Source organism: Nitrospira calida, from assembly GCF_976986435.1.
This window is the reverse complement of the sequence record NZ_OZ335950.1, coordinates 2,909,579-2,923,526: the sequence shown is the minus strand read 5'-3', so window position 1 is coordinate 2,923,526 and position 13,948 is coordinate 2,909,579. Positions and strand designations below refer to the sequence as shown.

General features: G+C 61.2%; 13 protein-coding genes and 2 tRNA genes. All 15 read left to right on the top strand.

Features of this window, described 5'->3' with window-relative positions; genetic code table 11:
- The first annotated feature begins 66 nt into the window (after positions 1 to 66).
- A tRNA-Val gene (locus ACWHTU_RS14330) sits at positions 67 to 142 on the top strand.
- 156 nt (positions 143 to 298) lie between these two features.
- Positions 299 to 377: transfer RNA gene (locus tag ACWHTU_RS14325), tRNA-Asp, on the top strand.
- Between the two features lie 73 nt (positions 378 to 450).
- Positions 451 to 1,179, top strand: coding sequence for a MotA/TolQ/ExbB proton channel family protein (locus ACWHTU_RS14320; protein ID WP_447860061.1), 729 nt, complete (start codon positions 451 to 453; stop codon positions 1,177 to 1,179).
- Positions 1,176 to 1,637, top strand: a complete 462-nt coding sequence (locus ACWHTU_RS14315; RefSeq protein WP_447860060.1) for an ExbD/TolR family protein — start codon at positions 1,176 to 1,178, stop codon at positions 1,635 to 1,637. Before ACWHTU_RS14320 ends, ACWHTU_RS14315 begins: the two co-directional genes overlap by 4 nt.
- 13 nt (positions 1,638 to 1,650) lie before the next feature.
- Positions 1,651 to 2,799 carry a TonB family protein gene (locus ACWHTU_RS14310; protein ID WP_447860059.1) on the top strand — a complete coding sequence of 383 codons (1,149 nt, stop codon included), beginning with the start codon at positions 1,651 to 1,653 and terminating at the stop codon, positions 2,797 to 2,799.
- A 7-nt stretch (positions 2,800 to 2,806) separates the two neighbouring features.
- Positions 2,807 to 4,129: a Tol-Pal system beta propeller repeat protein TolB gene (gene tolB, locus ACWHTU_RS14305; protein ID WP_447860058.1), complete on the top strand. Its 1,323-nt coding sequence runs from the start codon at positions 2,807 to 2,809 to the stop codon at positions 4,127 to 4,129.
- Positions 4,130 to 4,205: 76 nt separating this feature from the next.
- Positions 4,206 to 4,991, top strand: a complete 786-nt coding sequence (gene pal, locus ACWHTU_RS14300) for a peptidoglycan-associated lipoprotein Pal (RefSeq protein WP_447860057.1) — start codon at positions 4,206 to 4,208, stop codon at positions 4,989 to 4,991.
- A 68-nt stretch (positions 4,992 to 5,059) separates the two neighbouring features.
- Positions 5,060 to 6,634: a tol-pal system protein YbgF gene (ybgF, locus tag ACWHTU_RS14295; protein WP_447860056.1), complete on the top strand. Its 1,575-nt coding sequence runs from the start codon at positions 5,060 to 5,062 to the stop codon at positions 6,632 to 6,634.
- Between the two features lie 17 nt (positions 6,635 to 6,651).
- Positions 6,652 to 7,422, top strand: a complete 771-nt coding sequence (ybgF, locus tag ACWHTU_RS14290; protein WP_447860055.1) for a tol-pal system protein YbgF — start codon at positions 6,652 to 6,654, stop codon at positions 7,420 to 7,422.
- Between the two features lie 68 nt (positions 7,423 to 7,490).
- Positions 7,491 to 9,314: a DNA mismatch repair endonuclease MutL gene (mutL, locus tag ACWHTU_RS14285; RefSeq protein WP_447860053.1), complete on the top strand. Its 1,824-nt coding sequence runs from the start codon at positions 7,491 to 7,493 to the stop codon at positions 9,312 to 9,314.
- Between the two features lie 32 nt (positions 9,315 to 9,346).
- Positions 9,347 to 10,375, top strand: coding sequence for a tRNA (adenosine(37)-N6)-dimethylallyltransferase MiaA (gene miaA, locus ACWHTU_RS14280; protein WP_447860051.1), 1,029 nt, complete (start codon positions 9,347 to 9,349; stop codon positions 10,373 to 10,375).
- Positions 10,372 to 11,280: an S-methyl-5'-thioadenosine phosphorylase gene (mtnP, locus tag ACWHTU_RS14275; protein ID WP_447860050.1), complete on the top strand. Its 909-nt coding sequence runs from the start codon at positions 10,372 to 10,374 to the stop codon at positions 11,278 to 11,280. The genes miaA and mtnP overlap by 4 nt, the downstream gene beginning before the upstream one ends.
- 33 nt (positions 11,281 to 11,313) lie before the next feature.
- A complete protein-coding gene (locus ACWHTU_RS14270) occupies positions 11,314 to 12,228 on the top strand; it encodes a PfkB family carbohydrate kinase (protein ID WP_447860049.1) in 915 nt (304 codons plus the stop codon).
- A complete protein-coding gene (locus ACWHTU_RS14265; RefSeq protein WP_447860048.1) occupies positions 12,225 to 12,929 on the top strand; it encodes a tetratricopeptide repeat protein in 705 nt (234 codons plus the stop codon). The genes ACWHTU_RS14270 and ACWHTU_RS14265 overlap by 4 nt, the downstream gene beginning before the upstream one ends.
- An 8-nt stretch (positions 12,930 to 12,937) precedes the next feature.
- A complete protein-coding gene (locus ACWHTU_RS14260) occupies positions 12,938 to 13,852 on the top strand; it encodes a helix-turn-helix domain-containing protein (RefSeq protein WP_447860046.1) in 915 nt (304 codons plus the stop codon).
- Positions 13,853 to 13,948: the final 96 nt, after the last annotated feature.

The window sequence follows — 13,948 nt, the reverse complement described above, 5'->3', positions numbered from 1 at the left end:
TGATTCGGTTGACAAGGTATCTAGGACTTGATAGCATCCGCAACTATCCGGGCTATCGAGCAAATTAGGCGGATAGCTCAGTCGGGAGAGCGCTGCCCTTACAAGGCAGAGGTCACAGGTTCAATCCCTGTTCCGCCTACCAGCTAGGTGGAGAGAGCCTCAGTGGTAGGGGCGGAGCCTGAAAGACTTCAGCGCAGTCGAAACTCCCTGGACGTTGCAAGTCGACCGCTCCGGAGTTGTATCGAGAACCGGTCGAATTTTGAAGATAGCCTGTTTCGTCTCCACCTCTGATCTGCACGGGGCCGTCGTTCAGCTTGGTTTAGGACGCCAGATTGTCAATCTGGAGGTCGCGGGTTCAAATCCCGTCGGCCCCGCCATCTTTCCCCTGCGAGCAAATGCGTGCGTGTGAGTCGTTCATGCTTTTGACAGAGGAGGAGAAGTTCTAACGTAATGATGTTTCAATCAGGCCTGACGGGCTTCATCGGTTCTCTCGGACTCGTCTCGAAGGTCATTTTGCTCCTGCTCTTTCTCTTCTCCGTTATTTCCTGGGCTGTGATTCTGTACAAGTGGCGCGTTTTCCGCACAGTCGATCGCGAAGACCACCGCTTTCTGACCGCCTTTGCCAAGAGTAAAGATGCGGATGAACTACGGCGGCAGGCGCGTCGAACGATCGGGAGTCCGAGCGCCAGTGTTTTCATGGGGTTAATGGATCGGTTGGATGCCGGACAGGGAGAGGAATCCGGCGACCGACTTTCTCATCTGCGAGGCCAGGAAAGCGGAGATGGTCCGGCCAGCTTGGATCGGCAATACATCGAGCGGACTGTGGCATATATCGTGCAGAACCAGATCGCTCAGTTGGAGGCGTACTTGCCGTTTTTGGCCACGACGGGAAACATTACGCCGTTCATCGGCTTGCTCGGCACCGTCTTGGGGATTATTGATTCGTTCAGGGAAATCGGGCTCCAGGGAACCGCCAGCATCGCCGCCGTGGCGCCGGGGGTGGCGGAGGCGCTGGTCGCCACGGCGGCCGGACTGTTCACAGCTATTCCCGCGGTGATTGCGTATAATTATTATTTGGCGCGCATTCGCCGGACGGCATTCCGTCTCGAAACGTTTAGTGTCGATTTGCTGAACTCGGTCCAGACCCAGAGGAAACAGGCCAGCGTGGGGGTCCGATGACGATCTTTGAGACCAGGCATCGGCGCTTCCTCGCCGAAATCAATGTCATTCCGCTGGTCGATGTTGTTCTGGTTCTGTTGGTGATCTTTATGGTGACGGCGCCCATGCTATATCGCGGCATCGACATCAAGCTCCCGACTTCGGCCACCAATACGATCAAGCCGGAGGCGCGCGTCGTCTTAACGATCGAGAAGGATCAACGACTCTATCTGGACAAGGATGCGGTGAGCGTCGCGCAGCTTGAACGTCGTCTTAAGTCGCTGAAGGAACAGAACGCGGAGGTGTCGGTGTACCTGCGGGCCGATCGCGAGGTGCCGTACGGGATCGTTGTGCAGGTCATGGACGGTGTGAAGCGGGCGGGGATCGAAAAACTTGGGATGGTGACCGATCCGGTCACCGGCGAGCGGGTGATGGAACAACAGGTCGCGCCGGCGGATCGCCGTCACAGTCCGCTTTGACCCATAGATCCTTATGGTGACGCATACGCTTCCCAGGCTGTTGCTCCTCACCCTTGACGCGGACCAGCGCGAGGCGTTGGGCGTGCGGTTCAAATGGACCGTGATCGCCTCGCTGATGTTACACGTGTGCGTGCTGCTTGCGATTTCAGGGGTGCGCTTGATGCAACACAGTGAACGGCCTCTGGCGTCGGTGCAGGTCTCTTTGGTGACGATGTCGCCCCCTGTCCGGTCGACCGAAACGCCTGCCGCGCGGCAAGCCGATGTGATGAAACCGCACAAGGTTGTCCAGCCGGCCGTTCCGCCGCCGGTCAAACCGGCGCCGTTGCCCCCGATCGCGGTGGCCAAACCGGTCGCCTCTACGCCGATCGCGCCGCCGGTGCGGAGCGACGCGCCCGGTGCCCGACGGTCTTCAGGGGACGTGATGCGCGATGTCTTGAAAGGTATCGAGTTGCCGCCCGATGCGCCGAAATTCGGCGAACTGAGCCCGGCTAAACCTGTGACGCTGTCGCAGCGGGTGGATGTGCCGCGGACCGACCGCACCCCCGAAAAAATCAGCAGTGAAATCGATACGCTGTTAGGCAAGTTGAAAGTTCCCGACGTGACGCCCATGACGCCGGTGGTTCCCAGAGAGCCGGTCAAGACGACGCAAGCGCAACCTCGCCAGCCGTCGTTGGCCGAGCAGTTCGACCAGGAGTTGGAGGACGAGCTCAAGAAGCTCCAGCCCATGCCGCGTTCCGTCAAGCCGGTCGAGCCGCCGCAAGAGGCGAAACCGGTGCCGGAACCGTCGATCAAACAGGTCCCGGGGGCTGTGGCCAAGGTACCGACCGTCCGGAGCCCTGAAACATCCATGAGGGTCTCCTCGACAGGGCCCGGCTCCAATCGCTACCTCGCTCGAGTGCAACAGAAGATCAGCAGCCTCTGGACGGCTCCTCCGGTCGATGTCCCGGAGAAGGCGCTCACCGTCGTGGTAAAGTTTAGGCTGCACCGCAGCGGGTCAGTTAGCAATGTGATCATTGAACAGTCGTCCGGCAACGACTATTACGATCTTGCCGGAAAACGCGCGGTCTTGAGCGCCAATCCTCTACCCGCATTTCCTCCGGAGATGACTGATTCGTATCTGGACGCTCACTTCAGTTTTACGGTCGGAGAGCAGGTCGGTTGAGTATCACATGAAAGGTTTGAGCATGTTGATTTTGGCCCTCGCCCTTGGGGCGGGGTTGGTGGGAATCCTGGAATCCAAGGCAACGGATGTCTTTCTCGAGGCGACCCGTCCGGACTTCGAGAAAATTCCCATCGGGGTGTTGGGCTTCCAAAACGGTGGCGGGCCCGAGTGGCTCGGCGGGCGGGTGGAGGAGGTGCTCAAGGCCGATCTTCGGCGCTCGTTGGTGTTTACCTTGGTCGACTTGCCCAGCCTCGGCATCAAGGTGCGGGATGTCGGAAATGCCGAAAAGGCTATCTTCAAGCAGGCGACGGATAATGGCGTCGCCGTGCTGGTATGGGGGAGGGCGGGGCTCAAAGAAAACGGCAAAGAAGCCGATGTCGTCGTCGATGGTTACGTCTATGACGGCGGCAGCGACGAGATAGTGGGAGGGAAGCGATACGTCGGCTCGACCTCCGTCGTCAGGCTGATGGCGCACCGATTTGCCGACGAACTGGTCTACCGCTATACGGGTGAGCCGGGCATCGCGAGGACGAAAATCGCGTTCGTGTCGGAGGTCGGCGGTGCGCGTGAGCTGTTCGTGATGGATTACGACGGATACGAGCCTCGGCAAATCACGGCCGACGGCTTTCTGAATTTGATGCCGCGATGGTCACCCGATCGGCGGTTTCTCGTGTTCACGGCGTACCGGAGCCGAAATACCCAGGACATTGATTTGATCGAACTGGCGACGGGGAAACGGTGGACGCTTGTGTCGCTGGGAGGATTGAACATCACGCCGGCGCTCTCTCCGGACGGCAATTATCTGGCGTTCACGACGAGCCAGGACGGCAATGCGGAAATCTACCGACTCGATACGCGAACGAAGGCGCTGCAGCGGCTTACCGTCAACCCGGCTGCGGATCTTTCGCCGTCCTGGTCACCTTCCGGCCGGGAGATTGCTTTCACCTCCGATCGGGGCGGCGGGCCTCAGATTTACTTGATGAGCGCAGACGGGTCGAATGTCCGGCGACTCACCTTTGAAGGCGACTACAACGCCGCGCCCGCATGGTCTCCTCGCGGAAACTGGATCGCACATGTCTGCCGGACTCCTCGCAAGGAATACAAACTGTGCCTCATCAGTCCGGACGGGCAGAAGCGGGTCCAGATCACGACCGGGCCCGGCGTGGACGACTCGCCATCGTGGTCTCCGGACGGCCGGCATTTGGTGTTCAGCTCGACGGCCGACGGGAAAAGCCATCTCTACATGATCAATGCCGACGGCAAAGATTTGGAACGGCTGACCTACGGGGGGACCCACTACAGTTCGCCCGCATGGTCGCCGGCCCTATAAGCCAACCGCCGTCAGAAGGCTTCGGTGAGAGAGAGTGAGCGGGCGGTCCATTTCACACAGAAGAGGAGAGCAACCCATGAAAGCACGATCCTTCACAGCCTGCCTTGTCGTCATGCTGGGGGTGATGATGGTGACCGGGGCCGGTTGCTCCAAAAAATCCGTGCAGGCCGGCTCGGGTTCGAAGTCCTCGGAGGAAAGATTGGCGAAATCCCGGAGCGGATCCGTGACGCCTGGAGAAAGCTTGAACGAAGGGTCCCTGGGCATGTCAGGCGGAGCCGGCGATATCGGACAAGGCGCGGGGGCGAGCTCCAGTTTCCCCGACCTGACCGTCTCAGGCCGAGGGACAGATGCGGCAAGTGCCGGGTCCGAAGGCGGGGGCTTGAGGGGGCTGGAGCCAGTCGGGCCGGGCAAAGGTGCCACCGAGGAGCGGGTCGGAGGCGGGACCTTGATGGCGAAGGTCCAGCCTTCGGACAGCGCCTCCAGGCAGATTGAGGAGATGCGTCGTGAGCAAGCCGCAGCCGCTGCGGCCGGGCTTCGAGACGTGTTCTTCGCCTTCGACAGTTGGACGATTACGGAAGAGGGACGAATGGCCTTGGCCCACGACGCCGAGTGGATCAAAGCCAACCCCGGTTCACTGATCAAGATCGAAGGGCACTGTGATGAGCGCGGCACGTTGGCGTACAATTTGGTGTTGGGTGAGAAGCGCGCCAAGGCTGTCCGGAATTATTTGGTCGAGCTTGGCGTGAGCGCCAATCGGCTGGCAGTCGTGTCGTACGGAAAGGAGCGACCGTTCTGCAGGGAGCAGACGGAGTCCTGTTACCAGCAGAACCGTCGAGGCCACCTCGTGCTTCGCACGAAGTGAAGGCGTGAAGCGGCGCGATGACTAACCGCCCGATGAGCGGTCGTGACGGCGCCTCCATGAGCAAACCTATGACAAACACAGTCGGGTCGTATAGGTATGGTCTGCCGATCTTCGGCTTGGTGGGAGGGCTCGTCATCTCCGGGTGCTTGGCCCAGCAGGCGGATTTGCGACAGACCAACCGGGAGTTGCAGAAGACTCATCAGGAGTTGCAGCACAAGATCCAGAAGGCCAAAGAGGAAATCGATCGGATGGTGGGGGAAACGCGTGCGCGCCTGGCCGAAGAGATTCGGAGCGTGAAGGAGGAGCAGTTGCCCAGCCTTCGAGGAGACATCCAGGTGACGGCGCATCAGGCCATGCAGTTGGTCCGGTCTCAAGAGGACAAGCTCGCCAGGCTGGAGCAGGTTGTGCACAAGCTGGAGAACGAGCAGAAAGCCCGGCTCGCGTCTTTGGAAAGCAAGTTCGACAAAGACCTGCGCGAGCACGCTGCGGCCTTGAAGCAGGAGTGGGGGACGGAATCTACTAGGACATCGGCCCGTCTGGATGACGTGGCAGCCCGCTTGGACGCCGTGCACAAGACCATTACCGCGTTGACCAAAGCGATCGACGCGCGGCTCGACGAGCAGCAGAAGTCGATCGCTGCCGTCGACGCCAGGGCCGTCGCATTGGCCCAGCAACTGGATGCGCAAAGCAAGGCATCGAGCGAACAGGCGGCGAAGTTCAGTCACGCGCTGAGCGATTTTAAGCAAGGCCTGGTCAGGTTGGGCGAAGAAGTGAAGCACCAGGAGCAAGCCGTCAAACAACTGTCGGCGTCTTTCGAGCAGCAGAATGCTGCACTCTCGAAGCGGACTGACGCCCTGGCGGCGAAGGTGGAGGCGGACACCAAGGCTGCGACCAACCACATCAACGAAGTGAACCGGATCATGACCGGTCATCTCAACGAGGTCAACCGGAGCGTTTCGTCCGTCGCCAAGGCGCTCGAAACTGCAGGCGAGAAATTCGCCGCGCGGTTGGACGAGCAGGATCGTCGTCTGGATGAAATCTCCAGGGCGGTGAGCGAGGTGGCGCAGGTTCGTTCTCAGCCTGGTGTGGTCCAGCGGCAGCCGAGCCAACGGCCGGCTCAACGCTCGACGCTCAACCAAATGGTCGAACAGCCCAAGGCGCCCACCGAGGAGCCGGGTGGGGCGACTTCGTCGTCCGTGCAGGGGGATGCCGCCGGTCCCGTCGAGGCGACGTCCAGGATCGAATCCGACGCCGCGGACGCCAATCCCCGCGAGGTGTACGAGCGCGTGCTCAACAAGTTCAAGGCGGGCGATCTGGAGGGAGCCCGTCAGGGGTTCGCTGCCTTTCTGGCCGAATATCCCAATTCGGACCTCGCGCCGAACGCGCGGTTTTGGTTGGGGGAGACCTATTACGGCAAGAAGGATTTCAAGCGGGCGATCGAAGCATACGATCAAGTACAATTGGATTATCCGAACAGCGAAAAAGTGCCGGCTGCGCTGCTCAAAAAAGGCTATGCCTATCTGGCCTTGAAGGATCGGAAGCGTGCGTCCACGACGCTGAAGCAGGTCATCGAGCTGTATCCCCGAACGCCCGAGGCTGGAAAGGCGCTCGACAAACTTAATCAACTGAAGGATTCCCGCTAGGCGGGAAGGCGTCCCTCATGTCCCGTCGCGCTCAGATGCTTTCCGGATTGTTAACGTTGTCGTTAACCGCCCTCGGCTGCGCCAAGCACGCGGATTTCGTCGATCTGCGGGAGGAGCTGCGCACCGTCGCCAAAACGCAGGAGCAGGAGCTGAAGCGGCAGGAAGCCATGCAACGGCGGCTGGAGTCTTTGGAAAAGAGCCGCGATGCCGACGGCTTCAAACAGCGGCTTGAAGACGTCGCCGCCCGACTGCAGAAACTGGAAACGCGCTTGGCCAAGTTGGAAGAAGGACAGATCAGCCAGGCGGCCGCTTCCAAAGCGGATGCCGCGGTGGCGGAATCCTCCCGTCCCTCCAAGCCACCGAAATCACCGGTTGCGCCGGATCTCTCGCCGGTGCTGCCCGGCATGCCGGCGATCACGCCGACCTCGGCTTTCAACCTGGCGTACAACGACTACCTGAACGGCCGGTACGAGTTGGCCGTGACGGGGTTCCAGCGGTTCATCAAAGACTTTCCCGCCACCTCGCTGACGCCCAACGCGTATTATTGGCTTGGCGAATCCTACTACAACATGAAGGATTACGTGCGGGCGATCCAGTCGTTCGAGCACGTCGTGAACGAGTATCCTGGGAACGAGAAGGTGCCGTCGGCCTTGTTCAAATTGGGGTTGTCGACCGCCGAGACCGGCGATATCGCTAAATCCCGTAAGTACTTGAAGCGGGTGATCGAAGAGTTTTCTTCCTCCGACGAAGCGAAGCTGGCCAAAGCCAAGTTGGCCGAAATCCGATGACCGCAGGCTCGCCGCGACAGTTTCCGTTCGCCCATGTTGTTCCCTCCGCTTCTCCTGGAGCGTGATCGATGAGTCCCGACGGCGGCGTCGGAAAAATCCGTGTGCTGCCCGTCGAAGTCGTCGGCCGCATCGCCGCCGGTGAGGTCATCGAGCGACCGGCGGCCGTCGTGAAAGAGTTGCTCGACAACAGTCTGGATGCCGGAAGCTCCACGATTACGGTCGAAGTCAGAGACGGAGGATTGGGGCTCATCCGCGTGACCGACGACGGCGAAGGCATGAGCCGCGCGGATGCGCCCCTCGCCTTCCAACGCCACGCCACGAGCAAGCTGCGCTCGGATCAAGACCTCTGGTCCGTGCGGACGATGGGGTTTCGCGGTGAAGCCCTGCCCAGCATCGCCGCCGTTTCGAAAGTCCGGCTGCTGACGAGCAGTCGGGATGAGCCGGTGGGCACGCAGGTGTCCGTTGTCGGAGGGTCGGTGATTGAGATTGAAGACGCCGCGGCGACGCGTGGCACCCGCGTGGAGGTCACCGATCTGTTCTACAATACGCCGGCGCGCAAGAAATTTCTCAAGAGTCCGACCACTGAATTCGCCCATATCAGCCAGACGGTTCAGCAAGCCGGCCTGGCGTGGCCGTCCGTCCATTTCCGACTCTTCCACAACGGCCGTGAGGTGCTCAATCTCCCGGCTGTCTCTTCGGTGCGCGACCGGGTCCTGCAGATCTATCGCCTCCCCTTTCTCGACCGGACGGTCGAAGTGAGCGGACAGTGGCCCGGCCTCAAAATCGGCGGCTTTGCGATCCAGCCAATTCACGCGCGCGCGTCCAGGACACCGCAGGATCTGTTCGTCAATCGGCGGCCGGTCCGCAATGCCACGGTCTTCCATGCGATCGCCGACGGCTATGCGTCCTTTCTCGCAAAGGGCCGTTATCCAGTGTTCGTGCTGTTTTTGGACGTGGATGCGAGCCGGGTGGATGTCAACGTCCATCCGACCAAGCGCGAGATCCGTTTCGTCGACCAGGAGACCGTGCACCACGCCGTCCGACAGGCGGTACGGGAGGCCCTGGGCGCCACGCCGCGCTTCGTTTCAGTGGCGGATGTCCGATTCGCGGGCTGGGGCAGGGGCGGATCTGGGCCGAGGGAATCCACCGCCGCAGGCTCCGACCAGTCCATGTTGCGCCCGCCGGATGTCTGGTCCGGTCCGCGATCCGGGATGGCGGTGGCGACTCCAAGGACGGCGATCCGGGACGTCTCAGACGGCGAGACCCTTCAAACCTCATTTGTTCATGAACCGGGGCAACCCTATGAAGCGGCGGAACTGGAGGTCCTCCCGCTTGGACAGATCAAGCGGACCTTTCTCGTCGCGCAGGTCGGGTCGGAACTCCAAGTCGTCGATCAGCACACGGCTCATGAGCGGGTCTTGTTTGAACGGTTGTGGCGGGCCTGGCAGAGCCGAGCCGTTCAGTCGCAACCGCTGCTGCTTCCGGAGCCGATTGACGTACCGCCCGATAAGGCGATTCTGTTGGAACGACGTTTGGACGATTTCGAACGACTGGGATTGGCGATCGAGCCCTTTGGCACGGGAACGTTCATCGTTCGAGCGGTTCCCGCGTTGTTGGGCCGTCTTGATGCGGCGTCCCTGATCCAGGACCTGATCGACGAACTGACTCAATGGGAGTCGCTGTCGTCGCTAGAAGCGAAGATGCGCCCCATCATCGCCACTCTGGCTTGTCACGGGGCGGTTCGAGCGGGGCGCGTGATGAATCTGCCGGAGGTAAAGCAGCTGATCGAAGACTGGGTCACGGAAGGGCTGATCATGACCTGTCCGCATGGTCGCCGAGTCGCCTTGCGCCTGCCGGCCGAGGAACTGGCGAAGATATTCGGTCGGGTCTGAGGGTGGTGAGGCTGTTGTCGCGCGGTTTTCCCATGAGCGGCAGCGAGGACGTCATCGGGTTCAAGCCGGTTGTGGTCGTAGTCGGCCCGACCGCCGTCGGCAAAAGCCGGCTCGCCGTCAGACTGGCCAAGCGTCTCCAGACCGAAGTCCTGGCCGCGGATTCCAGACAGGTCTATCGAGGGATGGATATCGGGACGGACAAGCCGACTCCAGAAGAGCGGGCCGGCGTGCCGCACCGGCTGATTGACTTGGTTGACCCCGACGAAACATTCAATGCGGGAATGTACCGGCGAGCGGCGTTGCCGGAGATCGAGCGACTGCACGGTGAAGGCCGTCTGCCGCTGGTCGTGGGAGGCACGGGGCTCTATGTCCGCACCCTGCTTCGTGGACTGTGCGAGGGGCCGAAGGCTGACCCGATGTTCCGAGCCCAACTCGAAGAGGAAGCAAGACGACGAGGGCCAGAGGCTCTGCATCGTGAGCTGACTCGTGTCGATCCGGAATCGGCCGCCCGGCTCCATCCGCATGACCGGGTCAAAGTCGTGCGGGCGTTGGAAGTCTATCATCTGCTGGGACGACCGCTCTCTTCGATCCATCAAAGCCATGGGTTCGGCGAGAGGCCGTTTACACCGCTTCTGATCGGCCTCACGAGAGAACGGGAAGCGCTGTACCGCCGCATCGAAGAGCGGGTGGACGCGCAATTAGCCCGAGGGTTGGTGGACGAAGTTCGGGGTCTGTTGACGAAAGGCTATGATCGGCGGTTGAGCTCGCTGAAGGGGCTCGGGTATCGGCAGATCGCCGCGTATCTCGACGGGGACTGCGGATATGCGGAAGCCGTTCGGTTGTTGAAGCGGGATACACGGCGTTTCGCCAAGCGGCAACTCACCTGGTTCCGGAAGGAGCCTGGCATTCTCTGGTTGTCGCTCGCGGAAGACGAATCGGAGGAGCGAATCGTCGACAAAGTGATGACGATGATCGAGCAGTTCCTCGCCGGTTTGGGTCGGCAAGCGCAGGTGGACACGCTGAGCGGACGCACGGTTGCAGCGGGAGTCACGGCGGGATGAAGACGGCAACAGACAAGGTTCAAGCACTGCTGGGAATTATCGGGGGGAGTGGTCTCTATGAAATGGACGGTCTGAGCCAGGTCCGCCGCGCGACCGTGCGGACTCCGTTCGGGCGGCCGTCGGATGACGTCGTGCTCGGGACGCTCGATGGAGTGCGGGTGGCCTTCCTCTCCCGTCACGGCCGCGGTCATCGGTCCAACCCCAGCGAGATCAACTATCGCGCCAATATCTATGCGCTGAAGTCGCTCGGCGTGCGCCGCGTCATTTCAATCAGCGCGGTTGGGAGCATGAAGGAGGCGATCAAGCCGGGCGAGGTCGTCCTGCCGGACCAATTCATCGACCTGACCAGACGGCGCGCGTCCACCTTCTTCGAGGGCGGGCTCGTCGCGCATGTGGCCTTCGGCGATCCCGTATGCCGGTCGTTGGCCCGCTCCTTGTCCAAAGCGGCCCATGAAGCGGGCGCCACCGTGCACGAGGGCGGCGTGTATCTCTGCATCGAAGGCCCGCAGTTTTCATCCCGCGGAGAATCCCTGCTCTACCGCAAGTGGGGTGTGGATGTGATCGGAATGACCAACATGCCGGAAGCCAAGCTGGCGCGGGAAGCCGAGCTGTGCTATGCCACGGTCGCCCTCGTGACGGATTACGATTGCTGGCACGAGACCGAAGAGGCGGTCACGGTCGAAGCCATACTCACGACCTTGCGCAACAATGTTGCGCTGGCCAAACGCCTGTTGCGGAAGGCGCTGCCGACGGCCGTCGAACCGGCCAATTGCGGGTGCGGCCAGGCGCTGAAAGATGCCATCGTGACAGATCCGCGGATGATTTCCCAGGCGATGCGGAGACGGCTGGATCTCTTGATCGGCCGGTATTTGAACGCGAAGCGTCATGCGCGAAGCGGACCGTGAAAAACAGGTCGGGAAAACGAAGGTGAAGAGAAGATGGGGAAATTGCTAGTTGTCGGGTCGGTGGCGCTCGATACGGTCAGAACGCCGTTCGGCGAGGCGGCCGAAGTGCTGGGAGGGTCGGCGACCTACTTCGCCACCGCCGCGAGCTACTTCACCAGCGTCGATCTGATCGCCGTCGTCGGGGAGGATTTCCCGGAACACCATGTCAAGTTTCTCAAAAGCCGCGGAATCGATCTGGCGGGTCTGGAACGGCGGCCGGGGGCGACCTTTCGGTGGAAAGGCGAATACACTCATCAGCTCAATGAGGCCCATACGTTGGACACGCGGCTGAATGTCTTCGAGTCTTTCCGGCCGAAGATTCCCGCGCACTATCGAACGCCCGACGTGCTGTTCCTCGGCAATATCGATCCGGATCTGCAGTTGGACGTGCTGCGGCAGGTGGAGCGACCGTCGCTGATCGCTTGCGACACGATGAATTTCTGGATCACGGGCAAGCGCGAGGCTCTCTGGCGGGTTCTCGATCACGTCGACATGCTGATCGTCAACGATGCCGAGGCCAGGGCTCTCGGTGATCATCCCAATCTCGTTCGGGTGGCTAAAACCATTTTGGCGAGAGGGCCGAAGCATCTGATCATTAAGCGCGGGGAATACGGGGTTCTGATGTTCAACGAAAAGCAGATGTTCGGCGCCCCGGCGTTTCCGTTGGAGGAAGTCCGCGATCCGACCGGAGCGGGCGACACATTCGCCGGCGGGTTCCTGGGCTATCTGGCGGCGACGGGGAACCGGTCTCCCGAGGCTATCCGTCAGGCGGTCATCTTCGGCAGCGTGATGGCCTCCTTTACCGTTGAAGCCTTTAGCCTTGACCGCTTGCGCGTCCTGGATTACAAAGAGATCGAGCGCCGATTCCGCGAGTTCAAGCGGTTGACGCATTTCGAGGACGTGCCGTGACGGTCGGAGCCAACAGCCGTTTCGTCTTCGGGAGACATGACCGCCGCACTCTGTGCTTTTGGCTGCTGGCGTTCGCGGCGCTTCAGCCTTGGATGCTTGCTGGATGCGCGACGGAAGAGATCATCAAAAAGTCCAACGGCTACTATCAGGAGGGAGTCGCCAACCTGAGCGTCGATCGCCAAAAAGCGTTCGTGTCCTTCCAGAAAGCGATTCAACTGAATCCCGACAACAAGCAAGCCCATTACGGGCTTGGCCACATTTACGCCTTGCAGGGCAAATTCAAAGAGGCGGAAGAGGCGTTCCGTGAGGCGATCCGTCTCGATGACGACTATTCAGAAGCCCACACGTATCTCGGACAGGTGTTGGCTCAGCAGGGCCGGTGGACCGATGCGATCAAGTCGTATAAGCGGGCGTTGAGTAATCCGCTCTACGCCACGCCCGATCTGGCGCGCTACCACTTGGGGCGCGCCTTGGCGCATGAAGGCGATATGCAGGCGGCCGTGGAGGCGTTCGAAGACGCGTTGCTAGTCAATCCTCCGAGCGTGCCGCCAGCCATGCTCCATCTGGAGTTGGGCCGCGCCTACTATAAATTGGGTTACGACAGCAAGGCGCGCGAAATCTTGGCGAAAGTCTCGACCTTCGACAAAGGGGGTGAGTATACCGCCGTCGCCGAACAACTCCTGGAGCGGCTGAAACGGTAGGGCCTCGCATGGAATCGATCGGCGAATTTTTTAGGCAAGTGCGGGAGACCAAAGGTCTGACAATCGACGAAGTGGCGTCCAAGACCCGCATCCGCTCCGACTTTGTCAAGGCGCTGGAAGAAGGCAACTTCGCCAAGTTGCCCGATCAGGTGTTTGCGAGAGGATTCGTCCGATCCTATGCCCGCTCGCTGGGGCTGGACGAGGAGGATGCGATTCACCGGTTCGTCCAGTCGGCCGGCGCCTTCTATGAAAAACAGGAGGAACGGGAACGGTTGCGGATACGTCAGGCGGAAGAAGAGCGACGCCGAAAAGCGAACCGTAAGGCGGTCGGCATCGCGATCGGCGTCGCCGTGTTGGCCCTCGTCCTTCTCCTGAGTCGAGAACAATCCTCGATGATCCAGCGTTCCGTTCCGGAACCTTCCGTCGTTGTGTCGAAGAAAGCCGCGCTTGCGCCGAAGGACACGCGCGAAACCGCACAACGACAGATGCAGGAGCCGGCTGAGACGAGCGGCCTCTCCACGGCTGGCGAAGGCTCGACTGGCAGAGCGGAAGGCCGGCCGTCCGAGTCGGCGTCTCAGTCGGCGACCGTCTCAGTGGCCGAGCCGGAGCCGTCGAGCCTTCCGTCAGCGGGTTCGGACGGTCCTTTGGCCGGGTTGGCGCTCGACGGACCGGGCTCGGGAGACGAGCCGTTGGTTCTGGATCTCGAAGCCACGGAGTTAAGCTGGGTGGTCGTACAAGTCGACGGCGGCAGTCCGCAAGAAGCCCTCCTCAGGCCAGGCGAAAAAGCCCGCTGGAAGGCTCAGGGCCAATTCACGCTGACGCTGGGGAACGCTGGCGGCGTTCGAGCTGAACTGAACGGGAAACCGCAAAAACCCTTCGGCCCCAGCGGCAAGGTCGTACGGGATATCGTGCTGAAGCGCTGAGCCTGGTTTCCTGCCCCTCTGTTATCCTTCTCCGCCACGCTCCAGATGGAAATCCCTTTGCCGGTAGGAGGGACATGAAAGCTGAGGCGCAAAGGC